This is a genomic window from Herbaspirillum sp. Sphag64 (assembly GCF_014192645.1).
Classification (GTDB): domain Bacteria; phylum Pseudomonadota; class Gammaproteobacteria; order Burkholderiales; family Burkholderiaceae_D; genus Herbaspirillum.
This window is the reverse complement of sequence record NZ_JACHYE010000001.1, coordinates 1,031,572-1,050,628: the sequence shown is the minus strand read 5'-3', so window position 1 is coordinate 1,050,628 and position 19,057 is coordinate 1,031,572. Positions and strand designations below refer to the sequence as shown.

Here is a 19,057-nt window from a genome sequence, read left to right as displayed (position 1 = left end):
GGGTTGCTGCCATCAAAGGAGTTTCCATGAAAGAATTACAAGCCCTCGGTAATGTTGCCGAGCGTGAACCCGTTCCTGTTGCAGCCCTGCATCAGGTCGCCCCTTACAATCTGCCCGATGCACGCGGCCACTTTGGTCAGTACGGCGGTAGTTTTGTGTCGGAAACGCTGACCTATGCGCTCAAGGAGTTACGCGAGGCCTATGCGCACTATCAACACGATCCACAATTTCTGGCTGAATTTCACAGTGAGCTGAAGCACTTTGTCGGCCGTCCCAGCCCGATTTATCACGCCAGACGTTGGTCCGAACAAGCCGGTGGGGCGCAGATCTATTTCAAGCGCGAAGATCTCAATCACACCGGTGCTCACAAGATCAACAACGTCATCGGGCAAGCCTTGCTGGCCAAGCGCATGGGTAAAAAACGCATCATCGCTGAAACCGGTGCCGGTCAGCATGGTGTGGCGACTGCCACTATCTGTGCGCGGTTTGGCATGGAATGCATTGTCTACATGGGTAGTGAAGACGTCAAACGTCAATTGCAAAACGTCTACCGCATGGAGTTGCTGGGTGCCAAGGTGGTGCCGGTCGAGTCTGGATCGAAGACGCTCAAGGATGCCTTGAACGAAGCCATGCGTGACTGGGTGACTAACGTAGAAACCACCTTCTACATCATCGGTACCGTCGCAGGTCCACATCCTTATCCGATGATGGTGCGAGATTTTCAGTCCGTGATTGGCAACGAATGCCTGGAGCAAATGCCTGAGATTGCCAGTCGCCAGCCAGATTACGTGCTGGCATCGGTGGGCGGTGGTTCGAATGCGATGGGGATTTTCTATCCCTACATCAATTATCACGAAGTCAAGCTGGTCGGCGTTGAAGCCGGCGGTGACGGTATCGACACGCAGCGCCACTCGGCCTCGTTGACGCTGGGTTCGCCTGGCGTGCTGCATGGCAATCGCACTTATCTGTTGCAAGATGCTAGCGGCCAGATCATGGAGACGCATTCGGTATCGGCGGGTCTGGATTATCCGGGTGTCGGTCCAGAGCATGCATGGCTCAAGGATAGTGGCCGCGCCAGCTACGAATGTATCACTGATAAAGAGGCACTGGCGGCGTTTCATACCTGTTGCCGTATCGAAGGTATCATTCCGGCGCTGGAATCCAGCCATGCCCTGGCCTATGCCGCCAAGCTTGCGGCGACGCTGCCCAAGGACAAGATTATCCTGGTCAATCTGTCGGGTCGTGGTGACAAGGATATGCATACCGTCCAACAGCAACAGGTCTGAGTCTTGATCCCTAATCGATCCCAGGCTTAGTCACTGGTCCATGATCAACTGATGTAAATCGGTGGGTTGTGGACCTGAACAACATCACATCATCCACAACATGTCTCGTATTCAATCTACTTTCGCCGCGCTCACTGCCGCCAATAAAAAAGCGCTGATCACTTTCATCACGGCGGGAGATCCGGCGCCGCAACTGACCGTGCCACTGTTGCATGCACTGGTGGCCGGCGGTGTTGATGTTCTCGAACTTGGTGTGCCGTTTTCCGATCCAATGGCGGAAGGGCCGGTGATTCAACGTGCCTGCGAACGGGCGCTGAAGTTTGGTGTTACCACCCGAGATGTGCTCGATTACGTGCGCGAGTTCCGCAAGACCAACAACACAACGCCTGTGGTGCTGATGGGATACGCCAATCCGATCGAGCGCTTCGGTGTCGATGCCTTCATCGCCGCGGCCAAGGATGCGGGTGTAGATGGCACCATCGTGGTCGACTATCCGCCGGAAGAATGTGAAGAGTTTGCGCAGAAAATGCAGGCGCAAGGGCTTGATCCGATTTTCTTGCTGGCACCGACCTCGACTGAAGAACGGATTGAACAGGTGGCCAAGGTCAGCAGTGGTTTCAGTTACTACGTGTCACTCAAGGGCGTCACCGGTGCTGGCAATATTGACACAGCCGAGGTGGCAGCCCGTATCGCCGCCATCCGCAAGCATGTCAAATTGCCAATCGGCGTTGGCTTTGGTATTCGCGATGGCGCCACTGCCAAGGCAGTCAGCCAGGTTGCAGATGCGGTTGTGATCGGTAGCCGCATCATTCAGGAATTGGAAAACACGCCGCAGGAGCGTGCGGTGGAAGCAGTGCAGGCTTTCGTCAGTGATATCCGGTACGCAATGGATCATTGATGTCGGGTGCGACATTTTCCGCAGGGAAATTGTCGTTCTGCAAACAAGCAGGTGTGCGCGTTTTCGCGCCTTGCGCTCTGGTACAATGCGCCACCTGAAATTAGAAAGAGGTTTCTATGAGTTGGCTAGAGAAATTACTTCCGCCTCAAATTCAACGTAGTGATTCCACAAGCCGGAAATCGGTCCCTGAAGGTCTGTGGGTCAAATGTCCGTCCTGCGAAGCGGTGCTGTATCGTACCGATCTGGAATCAAACCTCCACGTCTGCCCTAAGTGCAGCCATCACATGCGTATTCGCGCCCGCGCGCGCCTCGATGCGCTGCTCGACGAAGGTGGTCGCTATGAAATCGGCCAGGAAGCCTTGCCGGTTGACACGCTCAAGTTCAAGGACAGCAAAAAATATCCGGACCGTCTGAAAGACGCGCTGGAATCCACCGGCGAAACGGATGCCATGGTGGTTATGGGCGGTGCCATCATGACCTTGCCGGTCGTGGTTGCCTGCTTTGAATTCGAATTCATGGGCGGTTCCATGGGTTCTGTCGTCGGTGAACGTTTTGCCCGTGGCGCGCAGATGGCGCTGGAGCAAAAAGTACCATTTATCTGCATTACCGCCACTGGTGGTGCGCGCATGCAGGAAGGTTTGCTCTCGCTGATGCAGATGGCCAAGACAACCTCGATGCTGACCAAGCTGTCTGAAAAGAAATTGCCTTTCATCAGCGTATTGACCGATCCGACTATGGGTGGTGTGTCTGCCTCGTTCGCGTTCATGGGCGATATCGTGATGGCCGAACCTAAGGCACTGATCGGTTTTGCTGGTCCGCGCGTGATCGAGAATACGGTTCGTGAAAAATTGCCGGAAGGCTTCCAGCGCGCCGAATTCCTGGTCACCAAGGGCGCGATCGACATGATCGTCGATCGCCGCAAGATGCGCGAAGAAATCGCCCGTCTGCTGGCATTGCTGCAAAACCAGGCCGCTGAAACGGTGTCCTGATTGCGGATTGCCTCGGCAAGCTGATCTGCCAACCCGAACTTGATATGCACTGCAAGTTCGGGTTTTGTTTTTATCGTATTTGATTCACTGCACAGCCTTTACTACGAAAAAGGCGTCCTCCGAGTTCACGTGATGCAAACGCAAGCAACAACTACTCCCTCGACGCTGGCCGACTGGCTGGCACTTCTGGAAACGCGCCATAGCAAGGCGATCGACATGGGTCTTGATCGTGTCAGGGCGGTCAAGGAAAAGCTCGACATTCGCTTTGATTGCCCGGTAATCATGGTCGCTGGGACCAACGGCAAGGGGTCGACCTGTTCTATGCTGGAGTCTATTCTGCTGCGCGCCGGTTATCGCGTTGGCCTTTACATCAAACCGCACTTTCTGCATTTCAATGAGCGAGCTCGTGTAGTTGGCGAATCTGCCAGCGATGGCGCGCTGATCGCCGCATTTGAAGCGGTTGAGGCGCAGCGCGGCGAGATTTCCCTGACCTATTTTGAGTTCACCACACTGGCCATCATGAAGTTGCTGGCCGATGCCAAATTGGATGTGGTGATTCTGGAAGTGGGTCTGGGCGGTCGTCTGGATGCTGTGAATGTGGTAGATGCCGATGTCGCCGTGGTCACCAGCATCGATATCGATCACACCGAATATCTGGGGAATACACGTGACCAGATCGCGTTTGAAAAAGCCGGTATCTTCCGTGCTGGCAAAGCTGCTATTTGCGGCGATCCTGTGCCGCCGGCATCGCTGATCAAGCATGCTGAGACCATCGGAGCGGATTTATGGCTGATGGGGCGTGATTTCAATTACATGGGCGACAAGCAGCAGTGGGCCTACGGTGGGCGTGCCCAGCGTCGCAATTCGCTGGCATATCCAAGCTTGCGCGGCGCTAACCAGCTACTTAACGCCTCGGCCGCACTGGCGGCGCTGGAAGCTCTGCGCGACCGCTTGCCGGTTGGTGCACAGGAAGTGCGTACGGGACTGGCGACGGTCGAATTGCCGGGGCGCTTCCAGGTCTTGCCTGGTCAGCCAACCGTGATTCTCGATGTGGCGCATAACCCTCACGCGGCGGCTACCTTGGCACAGAACCTCGATAATATGGGTTTTCATCCCTACACCTATGCGGTGTTCGGTTCCATGCTGGACAAGGACATTGAAGGTGTCATCGCCCAGCTCCGCGGCAAGATTGACCACTGGTGCGTCACCGGTTTGCCATTGCCGCGTGCAGCAACTGCGCAACAGCTCAAGGATAAGCTGCTGGAAGCCGGAATTGAGCCAGAGTTCAAGCCTGAGGCGCAATGCACCATCGAAACCTTTGATTCGCCAGCGGCAGCATTTGCGAATGCGCAAAGTCGCGCCAGTGAGAATGATAGAATTGTGGTTTTTGGATCTTTCCTCACGGTTGCGGGCGTCATGACAGCACGTAAACTGGAGTTGCATTGAATTGCGCAGCGTGGAGGATGAAGCTCTGTTCTCCGCTATTTTCCGACTACCTCACATAGATCAGCATGGGCTTGTTCTCGTTTTTTCGTAAAAACAAGCAGGAATCTGCTTCGGGTCAGGGCGATTTCCTTTCTCGTTCCGCCACTGAATCAGCAGCGGCGCGTGGTCGCAGCACCGGCAGCCGCAATAGTGCCGGAAGCGGTGCCGCTCGTGGCGGTAGCCGCAAGTCCGCCAAAGATGAAGCCAATGATCCGATGTTGCCAGAAAAGAAACGTGCCCGGCGGCGCTTGATTGGTGCCATTGCGCTGGTCCTGGCGATGGTGATCGTGTTACCGATGATTTTCGATTCCAAGCCACGCCCGCTGTCTGACGATATCGCTATCCAGATTCCGTCCAAGGATGGTGCCAAAGATGCAGGTAATGCCGCCAAGCCAGCCGATTCTGGGTTGGCTCCCAAGGAAGAGGTCGTGGATCCGGCGAATGCTGCGGCAGACCAGTCGGCTGCGGGACGAAACGCACAGGTCGCATCCACATCACCGGTAGCCTCGGCAGCGCAAGCATTGCCGTTGAATGCGACGAACGCGGCGTTGCCGGACTCGCCTGAGTCCACTTCAGACAAGCCTGACAACGCCCGCGCCTTGACAAAAACCGATACGAAAGTCGACACAAAGGACGTTGCTGGCAACAAGAGCAATGCCAAGAGCGACGACAGGAATAGCGTCAAGTTGTCCGGCGACAACGATGTCGCCAAAAAAGATGCTGCCAAAGATGTTGATAAGTCAAAGAGTGACGATAGTGCGCGTGCCATGGCGATTCTTGAAGGAAAGTCCGACAAGTCAGTCAAGTCTGACAAGGACAATTCCAGCAAGAAGCCAGTAGCCAACGGCGGCAAGGTCGTGATCCAGGTCGCGGCACTGGCCACCCAGGAAAAGATCGATGAGTTGAGGGGTAAACTGAGCAAGGCTGGCATTCCAACTTTCATCCAGAAGGTGGCAACTCAGGATGGTGAACGTACGCGGATTCGTGTTGGTCCTTTTGCGACACACGAAGAAGCCAATAAAATGCGGGCCAAGATCAATCGTCTTGGCTTGAATGCCACCATCGTGGCACCTTGAAATGTGTGACCTCGGTTCGCATCTTGCAGACAGGTTGTCGTGACTATCTTTGATTATCTGGTCTTGCTGGTGCTCGGATGCTCGATTGTCATCAGCATGTTGCGCGGATTAGTGCGGGAATTGTTGTCTCTGGCAAGCTGGATTATTGCTTTCGTTGTCGCTAACGCCTATGGTGAAGCATTGACGCCAATGTTGCCCGATGTGTTTCCGGGTGAGTCGACAAGATTGATTGTGGCTTTCATTGCCTTGTTTATTGGTACGCGCCTGCTGATGGCACTGTTGACCAGGGCGGTGGAGGAGCTGGTGAAGGCGAGCGGCCTGTCGCTGATTGATCGCGCGCTGGGTGCGGTATTCGGACTGGCGCGCGGCGTGGTGATTGTGCTGGTGGTTGTTTTATTGTGTGGGACCACAGAGATACCGCAGCAGCCGTTCTGGAAGAATGCCTTGTTCAGCCCTTGGGCGGAGCAAGCCATCGCAGTGGTTGAGCCGCATTTACCGGGCCAGATTACGCAACATGTCCATTTTTAATTTTGTTCTTGTTTAGGAGTCCACCATGTGTGGCATAGTCGGCGTCGTTTCCCAAAGTCCAGTCAATCAGTTGCTCTACGATGCGTTATTGCTTTTGCAGCATCGTGGACAAGATGCTGCCGGTATCGCAACCAATCACGCGAGTGGTTTTTCGATGCACAAGGCCAATGGCCTGGTGCGTGATGTGTTTCGCACACGCAACATGCGCTCATTGCCGGGCAATACTGGCATCGGTCAGGTGCGTTATCCCACTGCAGGCAGTTCCTCCAGTGAAGAAGAGGCACAGCCCTTCTACGTCAATGCGCCATTTGGCATCATCCTGGCGCATAACGGCAATCTGACTAACGCCGAGCAGCTCAAGGTAGAGATGTTCAAGAACGACCGTCGCCACCTCAATACCGATTCCGATACCGAGGTGCTGGTCAACGTGTTTGCGCACGAACTGCAGCAGGCAACCACCGGCTACTCGCTCGATCCGGCAGCCCTGTTCAAGGCAGTCGGCATGGTCCACAAGCGTGTGCGTGGTTCTTATGCAGTGGTGGCCCAGATTGCTGGCTATGGTCTGCTGGGTTTCCGCGATCCTTACGGTATTCGTCCGATGTGCCTCGGTTTCAATGAAACCGACCGCGGTCCGGAATACATGCTGGCCAGCGAATCAGTGGCCCTCGAAGGTCTGGGTTTCCGCTTCCTGCGCGATGTGATGCCGGGTGAAGCGATTTTCATCGACAACGATGGCAAGCTGTATAACCAGCAATGTGCCGAGAATCCGACACTCAATCCATGTGCATTCGAATTCGTCTACCTTGCGCGTCCTGACTCGGTTATTGATGGCGCGTCTGTCTATGCGACACGACTAAAAATGGGTGAATTGCTGGCTGAAAAGATCCGTCGCGAAATTGCCGGTGGTGATATTGATGTGGTCATGCCAATTCCGGATTCGTCACGTCCAGCGGCAATGGAGCTGGCATTAAAGCTGAATCTGGATTACCGCGAAGGCTTCATCAAGAATCGCTACATCGGTCGTACCTTCATCATGCCTGGCCAGGGTTTACGCAAGAAGTCGGTGCGTCAGAAGCTCAACGCCATTGGTTCTGAATTCAAGGGCAAGAGTGTATTACTGGTGGATGATTCCATCGTGCGTGGCACAACCAGCCGTGAAATCGTACAAATGGCTCGTGAGGCAGGTGCCAAGCGCGTCATTTTTGCCTCGGCAGCGCCACCGGTGAAATATCCCAACGTCTACGGTATCGATATGCCGACGCGTGACGAATTGATCGCCTACGGTCGTACCGATGAAGAAGTGTGCCGTGAAATTACCGCTGACGCACTGGTCTATCAGGACGTGGAAGCGCTCAAGCGTTCCATCTCTGATGTCAATCCGGCGTTGAAGAACTTCGAGGCTTCCTGTTTCGACGGACATTACATTACCGGTGATATTTCACGTGATTATCTGGATCGTCTGGAGTTTGCTCGCAAGAATCCGAAGCCGGCGCTCGAAGATGTGGTTCGTTCGCAGCTCAATCTGAACCTCGCACGCGCGGAGTAAAGTTACCGCTGTCTTACGACGCTGCTCAAACGCCGGATCGCTGGAATGCCATCCGGCGTTTTTGTTTCCGCTGCGAGCGTCGCTGAACTGGCTTATCATCATCAATTCTGCATACTCCTGCGTAAGTCTGTCCGCTATTTCACTTGCTCACCATGAACGATAAAAAGAATTTCGGCTTTACCACCACCATTTTGCACAGCGACCGTCAAAAATCGATTGAACACGGCTCGCTGCATAAACCGATTCATACGTCTGTCGCCTTTGGCTACAAGGATGCGCGGGTACTTGCTGAAGTATTTCAAGGCAAGCAACCTGGCTATCGCTATGGTCGGCAGGGCAATCCGACCGTATCCGCACTGGAAGACAAGATCACCAGAATGGAAGGCGGATTGTCCACGATCTGTTTCGCCACCGGCATGGCGGCCATCGGTGCGGTAGTACAAAGTCTGGTGCGTGAGGGCGATCACATCGTGTCTTCCGCCTTCCTGTTTGGCAATACCAATAGCATGTGGCTCACGGTCGCTGCGCAAGGCGCCAAAGTATCGATGGTCGATGCCACCGATGTGCGTGAAGTCGAGCAAGCACTGACACCGCAAACACGCATCGTCTTCGTGGAAACTATCGCTAATCCACGGACCCAGATTGCCGACCTCAAGCGTATCGGCGAGTTATGCCGTGAACGCGGGATTTTGTATATCGTCGATAACACGATGACATCGCCTTACCTGTTTCAACCACGTACCGTCGGTGCTGGGCTGGTGGTCAATTCGCTGACCAAGTCAATCGCCGGCCATGGCAACGCATTGGGTGGTGCGCTCACTGATACCGGTCTGTACGACTGGTCGCGTTATCCGCACATCGCCGACAACTACAAGAAAAACCCGCAGCCGCAATGGGGCATGGCGCAGATTCGTGCCAAGGGTTTGCGTGATTTTGGCGCTTCGCTGGGGCCAGAGGCGGCGCATCACATTGCCGCGGGTGCCGAAACCATCGCCTTGCGACAAGAGCGTGAATGTACCAATGCATTGGCCGTAGCGCAGATGCTGGCGGCTGACCCACGTGTGGCGGCGGTGCACTATCCAGGACTTCCCAGTCATCCACAACATGCACTAGCGGCGCAATTGTTCCGTCACTATGGCAGTCTGCTCAGCTTTGAATTAAAAGACGGTATCGATTGCTTCGACTATCTCAATCGTTTGCAACTGGCAGTTCCCGCCAGTAATCTGGGTGATACGCGTACGCTGGTGATTCCGGTGGCGCACACGATTTTTTATGAAATGGGTGCAGAGCGTCGTGCCAGTATGGGAATTGCAGAATCCCTGATCCGGGTCTCGATCGGTTTGGAAGATACGGTCGATCTGGTGGAAGATTTCCGTCAGGCGCTCGATAGCTGAGCCACGTGTTCGATGCCATACTCGGGCAGACAAATGCTTGCCCGAGCATGTCAATACGATAGGTTGATTTAATCCGGGCTGCGCAGCGCTGATGAACCGGATTCAGACCACTTGTTGGTGTAGCTTGGCTTGAAACTCTTGAACCGGCTCAGTAGTGCTGCCGGATCATTTTCGTGCATCATCAGGAGTGCTTGCTCGGCAGTGAGGAAGCGTTGCGAGACCAAATGCTCGATGAAAGCAATCAGATTGTCGTAAAAGCCTGCAACATTAAGTAGGGCAATTGGTTTGTAGTGAAAGCCGAGCTGCGCCCAGGTCAGCACTTCAAATAATTCTTCGAGCGTGCCAATGCCACCTGGCATGGCAATAAAACCGTCCGATAATTCAGCCATGAGTGCCTTACGTTCATGCATGTCCTTGACGATATGTAGGCGGGTCAGACCATGGTGTCCGAGTTCCTTGTCGAGCAAGGCTTTAGGGATCACGCCAGTGGCTTCACCGCCAAGACGGATCACTTCGCTGGCAATCACGCCCATCAGGCCAACGTTGCCGCCGCCATACACTAGCGCAATGTTGTCCTTCACCAGTTGTTGTGCCAGTGCCCGTGCACCTTCAGCATAAATTTCAGAGGCTCCGGATGATGAGCCGCAATAGACACAGATCGATTTCATAGTTGTTTCCTGCGAAGAGAGGTAGCAAGGCATGTTATAACATGTCAATTGCTGGCGACGATAGCGATTCAAAATGACCGTATTGTGACGTCCCGCGACACTGCCGATTTTCATTTGTTTCAGGCCGTCGTGGATTGATTGTCGAATGAGTTGGCGTCAGGCTATTCGGCCCTGATGCGATGAATCTGAGGAGCGACATGCACAACAAAATTGTGACGTTGGCATTGCAGGGGGGCGGATCGCACGGCGCATTCACCTGGGGCGTACTGGACCGTCTATTGGAAGATGCACGCATTGAGATTGAGGGCATCAGCGGTGCCAGTGCCGGTGCCATGAATGCAGCGGTGCTGGCACACGGATACAGTCGCGGTGGCCGCGAGGGCGCGCGCGAGGCGTTGGCTGCATTCTGGGATCGCATTGCCATCAAGGAGCCGTTCAGCTTTCTGGCGCCTGAATTCCAGTCCTCCGCTGGTAATCTCTTCAATCAGTCGGCACCGGCTGCGATGCAAGCCTTTCTGGCGATGACACGGTTTTTTTCGCCGAGCCAACTAAATCCATTTGATATCAATCCGCTGCGCGACATTCTGCAGGAGCAGATTGATTTCGAACATCTACGGCGGACCGGCGTGATCAAGTTGTTCATCGCTGCCACGCGGGTGAGCACGGGTACGCTGAAGATATTTAGAAATGTTGACCTGACGCTGGATGCCTTGCTGGCCTCAGCGTGTTTGCCGTCGATACATCGTCCGGTGGAGATTGATGGCGAGGCGTATTGGGATGGCGGCCTGACCGCCAATCCACCTATTTTCCCGCTGCTGCATCTTTGTTCTGCACGTGACTTGATGGTCGTCTTGCTGCACCCCTGTAGTCGCACCGGCACACCAACGACGATTGTAGATATCGGCCACCGGCTCAGTGAAATCAGTTTCAGCTCTGCTTTTTTTACCGAGCTCGGAGGACTTGCACTGGCCAAGCGTGAAGCGGAAAGCAGTATGTTCGCCTTTGGTACGCTGGAGCGACGTCTCAAGCGCCTCAACATGCATATGCTAGAAACCCGCGACCTGATGAATCAGCTCGATGTGATGAGCAAGCTAAACACGAAAACGTCCTTTATTCACGCGTTGCATACGGAAGGACGTGCCGTCGCAGAGCAGTGGTTGCTCGATCATTTTCACGTACTCGGTATTCGTTCATCGTTTGATCTCGGACGTTATCTGCAATAGCCTGCGTGATGGCTGCTTGTGTGTTGGCTGCGCTGTACAGCGAGTCCACTTATACTAGCGTTTTTCGTCGTCCATCCTCGCCATGAAGCCATCCCGTTCCGAATTCCTCACCATCCGTTCCTTGCGCTATCACGTTCGTCACTGGGGGCAGCCTGGTGCTCCCAAGCTATTCATGATGCATGGCTGGATGGATATGTCGGCATCGTTTCAATTCATGGTCGACCACCTGCAGCGTGACTGGCATGTCATTGCGCCAGATTGGCGCGGCTTTGGGCTGACTGACAGGCCGCAGGCAGATACCTATTGGCATCCCGATTATCTGGCCGACCTTGATGCAATCTTGAAACACTATGCGCCAGAAGAAGCGGTCAATTTGCTCGGGCACAGCATGGGGGCCAATATTGTTGCCATGTATGCCGGTGTACGCCCACATCGTATCGCTCGCCTGGTTAATCTGGAAGGATTTGGTCTGCCGACCACCAAGCCACAACAGGCACCCGGGCGCTACGCCAAATGGCTCGATGAATTGCAATCCAGTCCCGAGTTGCGCACCTATTCTGCGTTGGAAGGTGTGATCGCCAGACTAAAAAAAACCAATCCACGCTTGAGCAATGAACGCGCCACTTTTCTGGCGGCGCATTGGTCCCGTCAGAACGATGAGGGACAATGGGAGATTCTTGGTGACCCCGCGCACAAGAACGTTAATCCCATTCTTTATCATGTCGATGAGGTGACTGCCTGCTGGCAGCAAATCACTGCGCCTGTGCTGTGGGTCGAGGCTGAGCACACCGATATCTGGCGCTGGTTTGGTGAGAACGCTCTTGCACGTGAGGAAATCGATCGACGCATGACTTACCTGGGTGACGTGCGGGTGGAAATGATTCCTGAAGCCGGTCATATGCTGCATCACGATCAACCTGAATTGCTGGCTGCTACGGTTGAGCGTTTTTTGCTGGCATGAGCTTTCTCTGGTAGAGGAAATCCTGTTTGCCGCGTTGAGCAGGGCACGACTGTGCACGTGCAGCAAATCGGGCGGATGCGGCGTACAATGAATTGATATTGATCGTACCAATCCTCTGAAATCTGACCATGCTTAACGTTGATCTACACTGCCATTCCAATGTTTCTGACGGCTTGCTACCGCCAGAGCAGGTGGCTGCGCGGGCAAAGGCCAATGGTGTGGATGTCTGGGCACTCACCGATCATGATGAGGTCGCTGGCGTTGCTGCAGCACGTGAGGCAGCTAACGCATGCGGCATGAGGCATGTGGCAGGAGTGGAAATTTCAGTGACCTGGGCCGCTCAGACGGTGCATATTGTCGGTTTGCGTATTGATGAAACCAATGACACTCTGGTACGCGGTTTGGCTGCAACCCGCAATGGTCGTGAGCGTCGTGCCCGTGATATTGCCGCAGCGCTGGAAAAAGTTGGCATTCCCGATGCCTTTGAAGGCGCGCTCAAGCATGTAGGTAATCCCGACCTGATGTCGCGGACCCATTTTGCCCGCTATCTGGTGGAATGCGGTTATTGCGCAGACACTAAAGAAGTCTTTCGCAATTACTTGAGCGAAGGCAAACCGGGTTATGTCCCGCACCGCTGGGCGAGCCTGGGTGAGGCAGTCGGCTGGATTCTGGGAGCAGGTGGTGTGGCAGTGGTTGCGCATCCAGGGCGCTATCAATACACCGATGTGCAATTCGGCGCCTTGTTTGACGAGTTCAAGCAACTCGGTGGTGCGGCGATCGAAGTCACAACCGGTAGCCACACGCCGGACCAATATGAGGAATATGCCCGTGTCGCCCGATATTACGGATTTCAGGCATCGATAGGGTCGGATTTTCATGGCCCTGGTGAGTCGCGTGTTGATCTCGGACATTTGCCGCCATTGCCATCAGGTTTAATTCCTGTCTGGCGTGACTGGTTGCTCTGATTCTGGAGCGGGCAGCGCGCCGCCTCTTGATTTTCACCCTCCTGATCCTATTTAATAGGCACTTTTATAGCGGCACGTTGCCGACAGGAGCTTCAGCATGAAACGCCTATTCCTCTTCCTCGCGACCAATATCGCCGTACTGGTGGTCATGAGCGTGATTTTGTCACTGCTCGGTGTAGACAAATTCATGACACGCTCAGGTCTCAATCTGTCCATGCTGCTGGTTTTTTCGCTGGTGGTTGGCTTTACCGGTTCCATTTTCTCGCTACTCATGAGCAAACCGATGGCAAAGTGGAGCACTGGTGCGCGCGTCATCGATACACCGTCCAATGGTACGGAAGCCTGGCTGGTCAGCACCGTATCGACGCTGGCCCAACGCGCGGGCATTGGCATGCCTGAAGTGGCCGTTTATGATGGCGAGCCCAATGCGTTTGCCACCGGTGCGTTCAAGGATTCCGCACTCGTCGCAGTTTCAACCGGTTTGTTGCAAGGCATGACCAAGGAAGAAGTCGAGGCTGTGCTCGGGCATGAGGTGGCGCACATTGCCAACGGCGATATGGTCACCATGACACTGATTCAGGGTGTCGTAAATACCTTCGTCGTGTTTCTCTCGCGCGTGATTGGTTATTTTGTCGATTCTGCACTGCGTCGCAACGACAATGACTCCGGTCCCGGTATCGGCTACATGGTGACGGTCATCGTGTGTCAGATCGTGTTCGGTATTGGCGCTTCCATCATCGTGGCCTGGTTTTCTCGCTATCGCGAGTTCCGTGCTGATGCCGGATCCGCGCGTCTGCTTGGTAATTCGCAACCAATGATCAATGCGCTGGCGCGACTGGGCGGTATTCCTGTGAGCGGTTTGCCGGAGTCAATGGCTGCCATGGGCATTAACGACAAGCCTGGCTTTATGGCATTGTTTTCCAGTCATCCACCGTTGGAGCAGCGCATCGCCGCCTTGCGCGGTCAGCGCTGAAAGTAGTAATCTGACAAGACGGCGGCGTTAAGCCGCCGTTTTGCCTTTATAAGCCTGTTGAGTTCATTTGCAGAAAGACGCATGAGTCAGTTTTTTGAAATTCACCCTGATAATCCGCAGCTCCGATTGATCAAGCAGGCGGCACAGATCATCAATGCCGGCGGTATCGTCGCGCTGCCGACCGACTCGTGTTACGCACTGGTTTGTCAACTTGATAACAAAGATGCTGTGGAACGTGTGCGGCGCATTCGTGGTGTGGATGACAAGCATCATCTCACCCTGTTGTGTCGCGACCTGAGTGAAATTGCACAATATGCCAAGGTCGACAATCGGCAATATCGTTTGCTCAAGGCGGCCACGCCGGGACCTTACACATTCATTCTGGAAGCCACCAAGGAAGTGCCGCGCCGTCTTAGTCATCCCTCTCGCAAGACCATTGGTTTAAGAGTGCCGGAAAACCGGATTGCTCATGCGTTGCTGGAAGAATTGCGCCAACCTTTGCTGGGGACCACGTTGATTTTGCCGGATCAGAAAGAACCCTTGACCAATGCTGACGATATACGCGAACGTCTGGAGAAGCAGATTGAACTGGTGATCGATAGCGGCGCCTGTAGCCTTGAGCCGACGACAGTGATTGACCTGAGCAATGATGATGAACCACTGTTATTGCGCCAGGGGCGCGGGGATGCTGCAGCATTTGGTTTTTAATTTCCAGGAAGAAAGTTTCTGTCTTGTACGTAGTGTGTCCGAGTGAAAATGAAATTGCAATGGCGATACATGTTGGTATCGTTGCAAGCCTATCGACAAGCGTATAGATAAGCTAAAAGATAAGCTCATTTTCGGCTGAAATGCTTCTCTGTAAATAGCACGCGCTGATTTTTGCGCGGCTGCTGGCAGCCCCTCTGCTAAAATTCGCACCCATGAATGATCTTATCCAGACTGTCGCAGTCTATGCGCTCCCCGTATTATTTGCCATTACCTTGCACGAGGCCGCGCACGCCTATGCGGCTAAATACTTTGGTGATACCACCGCCTACATGATGGGGCGCATGAGCCTCAATCCCGCCAAGCACATTGATCCGTTCGGTACACTCGTCATTCCTGTGCTGTTGTATCTGGTTTCCGGCGGTAAATTTCTGTTTGGTTATGCCAAGCCGGTGCCGCTGGATTTTGGCAAATTGCGCAAACCCAAACGCGATATGGCCTGGGTGGCACTGGCAGGTCCCGCTGCCAATCTGATCATGGCAGTACTGTGGACTTACGCTATCTACCTGATGGTAGTGGTCGGTGTGCAGGAGCCTTTCTTCCTGAAAATGGCCAGGGCAGGTATTTTTACCAATCTGGTCATGATGGCATTCAACCTGTTCCCGATCCCGCCGCTTGATGGTGGTCGTGTGTTGACCAGTTTGCTGCCGAATCGTTATGCCTATAAGTTTGCCCAGATTGAGCCCTATGGATTTTTTATTGTCATGGCGCTGGTGTTCTTCAACGTTATTTACACCTGGTGGATGTTTCCGCTGATTTACGCTGCCTGCTGGTTCCTGAGCCTGATAACCCCGTTATCATTCCCCATTCTGTTTTCGTTGTTGTTTAATTCACTCTAAATAATCATCATGTACCCTGATCGCGTTGTTTCCGGTATGCGTCCTACAGGTGCGCTCCATCTGGGCCACTATCACGGCGCTCTGAAAAACTGGGTAAGACTGCAATCCGAGTTGCCCTGTCTGTTCTTCGTGGCTGACTGGCACGCCCTGACGACTCATTACGATGATCCAAGCGTCATCGAGCACAGCACATGGGAAATGGTGATCGACTGGCTCGCAGCCGGTGTCGATCCGTCCCAGTCGACGCTGTTCATTCAGTCGCGTGTACCTGAGCATGCCGAGTTGCATTTGTTGTTGTCGATGGCGACACCGCTGGGTTGGCTGGAGCGCGTGCCGACCTACAAGGATCAGCAGGAAAAGCTCAACGACCGTGATCTGGCGACCTACGGGTTTCTAGGGTATCCGCTGTTGCAGGCTGCCGATGTACTGATTTATCGTGCCAGCCAAGTACCGGTAGGTGAAGACCAGATTCCTCATATCGAAATGATGCGGGAAATTTCGCGCCGCTTTAATCATCTTTACGGCAAGGAAAAAGGCTTCGAGGAAAAGGCGCGCGAAGCGGTCAAAAAGCTTGGCAGCAAACGCTCCAAGTTATACTTTGAACTGCGTACCGAATTTCAGGAGCAAGGTAACGAAGAGGCGCTGGAGCAGGCCAAGGCGATGCTCGACGATGCCCAGAATCTCTCTATGATTGATCGTGAGCGTCTGTTTGGCTATCTGGAAGGCAGCCGCAAGTTGATCCTGACTGAACCACAGGCATTGCTGACGGATGCATCCCGCCTGCCTGGACTGGATGGCGCGAAAATGTCGAAGAGCTACGGTAATGCGATTGCGCTGCGCGAAGACAAGGACTCCGTGACCAAGAAGGTTCGGACCATGCCAACTGATCCACAGCGTGTGCGTCGCACCGATGCGGGCGATCCGGGTAAATGTCCGGTCTGGCAATTCCATCTGGTCTACTCCGATGACGCTACCCGGCAATGGGCTGACAAGGGCTGTCGTTCGGCGGGTATTGGCTGTATCGAATGCAAGCAGCCGGTCATCGATGCCATTCTCAAGGAACAGCAGCCAATGCTTGAGCGCGCACAGCAATATCTTGACGATCCATCGCTGGTTCGTGCGATTATTGCGGACGGTTGCGATCATGCGCGCAAGCTGGCGCAAGACACCATGCGCGATGTACGTGAGGCAATGGGTCTCGGTTATTGAGCTGATTGCCACGGTTGTAAATCGCCCGGGCTGTAGGTCGAGCCCGGGAAACTTGAACAAAATGACCGGTAGTTGCGGCGATCCGCTACAATCGGACTTTTTCCCTTTCAACGTATTACTTTCTACGCATTAACATCATGATCAAGGGCAGCATAGTCGCCATCGTCACGCCGATGCATCCGGATGGCAGTCTCGATTTCCCGGGCCTGCGCAAATTGATTGACTGGCATATCGCCGAGGGTACCGACAGCATCGTGATTGTCGGCACCACAGGCGAATCGCCAACGGTTTCGGTTGAAGAGCATGCCGAACTCATCAAAGTGGCGGTCGAGCACACGGCTAAACGCATTCCTATCATCGCCGGCACGGGTGGCAATTCCACCTCTGAAGCGATCGAACTGACCGCATTTGCCAAGCAGGTCGGTGCCGATGCGTCGTTGCAGGTTGTGCCTTACTACAACCGTCCAACCCAGGAGGGGATGTATCAGCATTTCAAGAAAATCGCCGAATCGGTTGATCTTCCAGTGATCCTGTACAACGTCCCAGGACGCACTGTTGCCGATATGAGCAATGAGACCATTTTGCGCCTGGCACAGGTCGATGGCATTGTCGGCGTCAAGGATGCGACCGGCAATCTTGGTCGTGGTACTGATCTGATCCGTCTGGCGCCTAAATCCTTTGCGGTTTATTCAGGCGATGATCCGACTGCCTTTGCACTGATGCTGTATGGTGGCCAGGGCAATATTTCGGTAACCGCCAATGTCGCGCCGCGTGATATGCATGACTTGTGTGTTGCCGCAATGAATGGCGATGTGGCGATGACGATCGCGCTGAACAACAAACTGTTGCCACTGCATAACAAGTTATTCGTCGAGCCCAATCCGGTTCCAGTCAAATGGGCCATGATGGAAATGGGATTGATAGAATCTGGATTGCGTTTGCCGCTGGCACCGCTGGATGCATCCTTCCACGATACCGTGCGTGCAGCATTGCGCGAATCCGCTGTATTTAAATAATTGATTAGAGCTAAACGGCAACGTCGTTTACCCTTGAACCCGAATCCGCTTTTCATTGTAACGATATGACAATTCGCAAGAACGTTCACTCTGTTTCACACCTTTTCCCGCAACGTAGTTTGATCGCGCTGGCGCTCATCACACTGGCAGGATGTAGCTCTGTCAACAACATGCTGGAAGGTGATCGTATCGATTACAAGAGTGCGGACAAGGTGCAGACACCGCGCCTGGAGGTACCACCTGACTTGACCCAGTTGCAGCGAGACAACCGTTACGCCCTGCCGGACGCAGCCAAGGGTGTTGCTACTGCATCGAGCTTCAATCAGCAGCAGGCGGCGGCTGCACCTTCGAATGAACCGGCTGCCGTGGCACCGGCGTCCAAGGGGGATATCCGTATTGAGCGTGACGGTACACAGCGCTGGCTGGTCGTCAACAAATCGCCAGAACAATTGTGGCCGGAGATCAAGGATTTCTGGCAAGACTCTGGATTCCTGATCAATGTGGAGTCTCCTGATACTGGTGTGATGGAAACTGACTGGGCAGAAAATCGTGCCAAAATCCCCCAGGACTTTATCCGTAATACCCTGGGTAAAGTGTTTGACTCGCTGTATTCGACCGGCGAGCGTGACAAATTCCGCACGCGCCTTGAGCGCGGTGCAAACGGCACCACCGAAATTTTCATCAGTCATCGCGGCGCAGTAGAGGTGTTGACTGGACAATCCAAGGAAACTTCGGTTTGGACTACACGTCCTTCGGATCCGGGGCTGGAAGCTGAATTCCTGTCGCGTCTGATGGTGCGTCTGGGTGCCGAGCAGGAAAAGGCGAAGGCAGCTGTCGCGAGCGCACCTGCAGTACAGGCACGCTCCCATTTGCTCAAGACAGCCAATGGGTCGACTGTTCAGGTGGATGAAAGCTTTGACCGTGCATGGCGTCGTGTTGGTCTGGCGCTGGATCGTGTCGGCTTTACCGTGGAAGATCGTGATCGCACCAAGGGCATTTATTTTGTTCGCTATGTTGATCAGAATACGGATGCCAAGGCCAAGGATGACCGTGGTTTCTTTGCACGTGTCTTTACGACCAAAGACAAGGACAAACAGGCTGCGCGCTACCAGATTCTGGTCAAGCCTAGCGGCGACAACAGCATGATCATTGTTCAAAATAACGACGGCAAGCAGGAAGTATCAGAAGCAGCTGACAGCATTCTTGGATTGCTGAACGACCAGCTGAAGTAATCAT

General features: G+C 54.1%; 18 protein-coding genes. 17 read left to right on the top strand and 1 reads right to left on the bottom strand.

Features of this window, described 5'->3' with window-relative positions:
• Nucleotides 1–26 precede the first annotated feature (26 nt).
• The 8 genes from trpB (at nt 27) to FHW66_RS04635 (ending at nt 9,202) form a co-directional block, all read left to right on the top strand.
• Nucleotides 27–1,286, top strand: a complete 1,260-nt coding sequence (gene trpB / locus FHW66_RS04670; RefSeq protein WP_183378528.1) for a tryptophan synthase subunit beta — start codon at nt 27–29, stop codon at nt 1,284–1,286.
• Nucleotides 1,287–1,386: 100 nt separating this feature from the next.
• Nucleotides 1,387–2,184 carry a tryptophan synthase subunit alpha gene (trpA, locus tag FHW66_RS04665; protein WP_183378527.1) on the top strand — a complete coding sequence of 266 codons (798 nt, stop codon included), beginning with the start codon at nt 1,387–1,389 and terminating at the stop codon, nt 2,182–2,184.
• 116 nt (nt 2,185–2,300) lie between these two features.
• The gene (gene accD, locus FHW66_RS04660; protein ID WP_183378526.1) at nt 2,301–3,173 is read left to right on the top strand and encodes an acetyl-CoA carboxylase, carboxyltransferase subunit beta; all 873 of its coding nucleotides are present in this window, start codon (nt 2,301–2,303) and stop codon (nt 3,171–3,173) included.
• Between the two features lie 132 nt (nt 3,174–3,305).
• Nucleotides 3,306–4,619 (top strand): bifunctional tetrahydrofolate synthase/dihydrofolate synthase, encoded by a 1,314-nt coding sequence (gene folC / locus FHW66_RS04655; protein ID WP_183378668.1) that lies wholly within the window; start codon nt 3,306–3,308, stop codon nt 4,617–4,619.
• 65 nt (nt 4,620–4,684) lie between these two features.
• Complete coding sequence (locus tag FHW66_RS04650; protein ID WP_183378525.1) at nt 4,685–5,734, top strand: SPOR domain-containing protein; 1,050 nt, start codon at nt 4,685–4,687, stop codon at nt 5,732–5,734.
• Nucleotides 5,735–5,773: 39 nt separating this feature from the next.
• On the top strand, nt 5,774–6,262 hold the full coding sequence (locus FHW66_RS04645) for a CvpA family protein (RefSeq protein ID WP_183378524.1): 489 nt from the start codon (nt 5,774–5,776) through the stop codon (nt 6,260–6,262).
• 25 nt (nt 6,263–6,287) lie between these two features.
• Entirely contained in the window at nt 6,288–7,808 is a 1,521-nt protein-coding gene (gene purF / locus FHW66_RS04640; RefSeq protein ID WP_183378523.1) for an amidophosphoribosyltransferase, read from the top strand.
• Nucleotides 7,809–7,960: 152 nt separating this feature from the next.
• Nucleotides 7,961–9,202, top strand: a complete 1,242-nt coding sequence (locus FHW66_RS04635) for a cystathionine gamma-synthase family protein (protein ID WP_183378522.1) — start codon at nt 7,961–7,963, stop codon at nt 9,200–9,202.
• Between the two features lie 68 nt (nt 9,203–9,270).
• Here FHW66_RS04635 and FHW66_RS04630 read toward each other — a convergent pair whose 3' ends face one another.
• Entirely contained in the window at nt 9,271–9,870 is a 600-nt protein-coding gene (locus tag FHW66_RS04630; protein WP_183378521.1) for a TIGR00730 family Rossman fold protein, read from the bottom strand.
• A gap of 197 nt (nt 9,871–10,067) precedes the next feature.
• Between FHW66_RS04630 and FHW66_RS04625 the strand changes: the two genes are divergently transcribed.
• From FHW66_RS04625 to bamC, 9 genes are all read left to right on the top strand, one after another.
• Nucleotides 10,068–11,093 carry a patatin-like phospholipase family protein gene (locus FHW66_RS04625; protein WP_183378520.1) on the top strand — a complete coding sequence of 342 codons (1,026 nt, stop codon included), beginning with the start codon at nt 10,068–10,070 and terminating at the stop codon, nt 11,091–11,093.
• A gap of 82 nt (nt 11,094–11,175) precedes the next feature.
• Nucleotides 11,176–12,054 (top strand): alpha/beta fold hydrolase, encoded by an 879-nt coding sequence (locus FHW66_RS04620; RefSeq protein ID WP_183378519.1) that lies wholly within the window; start codon nt 11,176–11,178, stop codon nt 12,052–12,054.
• Between the two features lie 128 nt (nt 12,055–12,182).
• Nucleotides 12,183–13,019, top strand: a complete 837-nt coding sequence (locus tag FHW66_RS04615) for a 3',5'-nucleoside bisphosphate phosphatase (protein ID WP_183378518.1) — start codon at nt 12,183–12,185, stop codon at nt 13,017–13,019.
• Nucleotides 13,020–13,116: 97 nt separating this feature from the next.
• Nucleotides 13,117–13,992, top strand: coding sequence for a protease HtpX (gene htpX / locus FHW66_RS04610; RefSeq protein WP_183378517.1), 876 nt, complete (start codon nt 13,117–13,119; stop codon nt 13,990–13,992).
• Nucleotides 13,993–14,073: 81 nt separating this feature from the next.
• Complete coding sequence (locus FHW66_RS04605) at nt 14,074–14,700, top strand: L-threonylcarbamoyladenylate synthase (protein ID WP_183378516.1); 627 nt, start codon at nt 14,074–14,076, stop codon at nt 14,698–14,700.
• A 212-nt stretch (nt 14,701–14,912) separates the two neighbouring features.
• Nucleotides 14,913–15,596: a site-2 protease family protein gene (locus tag FHW66_RS04600; RefSeq protein ID WP_183378515.1), complete on the top strand. Its 684-nt coding sequence runs from the start codon at nt 14,913–14,915 to the stop codon at nt 15,594–15,596.
• Between the two features lie 9 nt (nt 15,597–15,605).
• Nucleotides 15,606–16,805: a tryptophan--tRNA ligase gene (locus FHW66_RS04595; protein WP_183378514.1), complete on the top strand. Its 1,200-nt coding sequence runs from the start codon at nt 15,606–15,608 to the stop codon at nt 16,803–16,805.
• Between the two features lie 137 nt (nt 16,806–16,942).
• Nucleotides 16,943–17,821 (top strand): 4-hydroxy-tetrahydrodipicolinate synthase, encoded by an 879-nt coding sequence (gene dapA, locus FHW66_RS04590; RefSeq protein WP_183378513.1) that lies wholly within the window; start codon nt 16,943–16,945, stop codon nt 17,819–17,821.
• A gap of 65 nt (nt 17,822–17,886) precedes the next feature.
• Nucleotides 17,887–19,053 (top strand): outer membrane protein assembly factor BamC, encoded by a 1,167-nt coding sequence (gene bamC, locus FHW66_RS04585; RefSeq protein ID WP_183378512.1) that lies wholly within the window; start codon nt 17,887–17,889, stop codon nt 19,051–19,053.
• Nucleotides 19,054–19,057 lie beyond the last annotated feature (4 nt).

Bases quoted from the DNA above. Each gene is read 5' to 3' on its own strand.
- FHW66_RS04650 (WP_183378525.1), top strand. From the start codon at position 4,685: ATGGGCTTGTTCTCGTTTTTTCGTAAAAACAAGCAGGAATCTGCTTCG.
- htpX (WP_183378517.1), top strand. From the start codon at position 13,117: ATGAAACGCCTATTCCTCTTCCTCGCGACCAATATCGCCGTACTGGTG.
- FHW66_RS04635 (WP_183378522.1), top strand. From the start codon at position 7,961: ATGAACGATAAAAAGAATTTCGGCTTTACCACCACCATTTTGCACAGC.
- FHW66_RS04620 (WP_183378519.1), top strand. From the start codon at position 11,176: ATGAAGCCATCCCGTTCCGAATTCCTCACCATCCGTTCCTTGCGCTAT.
- FHW66_RS04595 (WP_183378514.1), top strand. From the start codon at position 15,606: ATGTACCCTGATCGCGTTGTTTCCGGTATGCGTCCTACAGGTGCGCTC.
- accD (WP_183378526.1), top strand. From the start codon at position 2,301: ATGAGTTGGCTAGAGAAATTACTTCCGCCTCAAATTCAACGTAGTGAT.
- dapA (WP_183378513.1), top strand. From the start codon at position 16,943: ATGATCAAGGGCAGCATAGTCGCCATCGTCACGCCGATGCATCCGGAT.
- FHW66_RS04615 (WP_183378518.1), top strand. From the start codon at position 12,183: ATGCTTAACGTTGATCTACACTGCCATTCCAATGTTTCTGACGGCTTG.
- purF (WP_183378523.1), top strand. From the start codon at position 6,288: ATGTGTGGCATAGTCGGCGTCGTTTCCCAAAGTCCAGTCAATCAGTTG.
- FHW66_RS04600 (WP_183378515.1), top strand. From the start codon at position 14,913: ATGAATGATCTTATCCAGACTGTCGCAGTCTATGCGCTCCCCGTATTA.
- trpA (WP_183378527.1), top strand. From the start codon at position 1,387: ATGTCTCGTATTCAATCTACTTTCGCCGCGCTCACTGCCGCCAATAAA.
- FHW66_RS04625 (WP_183378520.1), top strand. From the start codon at position 10,068: ATGCACAACAAAATTGTGACGTTGGCATTGCAGGGGGGCGGATCGCAC.
- FHW66_RS04605 (WP_183378516.1), top strand. From the start codon at position 14,074: ATGAGTCAGTTTTTTGAAATTCACCCTGATAATCCGCAGCTCCGATTG.
- trpB (WP_183378528.1), top strand. From the start codon at position 27: ATGAAAGAATTACAAGCCCTCGGTAATGTTGCCGAGCGTGAACCCGTT.
- bamC (WP_183378512.1), top strand. From the start codon at position 17,887: ATGACAATTCGCAAGAACGTTCACTCTGTTTCACACCTTTTCCCGCAA.
- FHW66_RS04630 (WP_183378521.1), bottom strand. From the start codon at position 9,870: ATGAAATCGATCTGTGTCTATTGCGGCTCATCATCCGGAGCCTCTGAA.
- folC (WP_183378668.1), top strand. From the start codon at position 3,306: ATGCAAACGCAAGCAACAACTACTCCCTCGACGCTGGCCGACTGGCTG.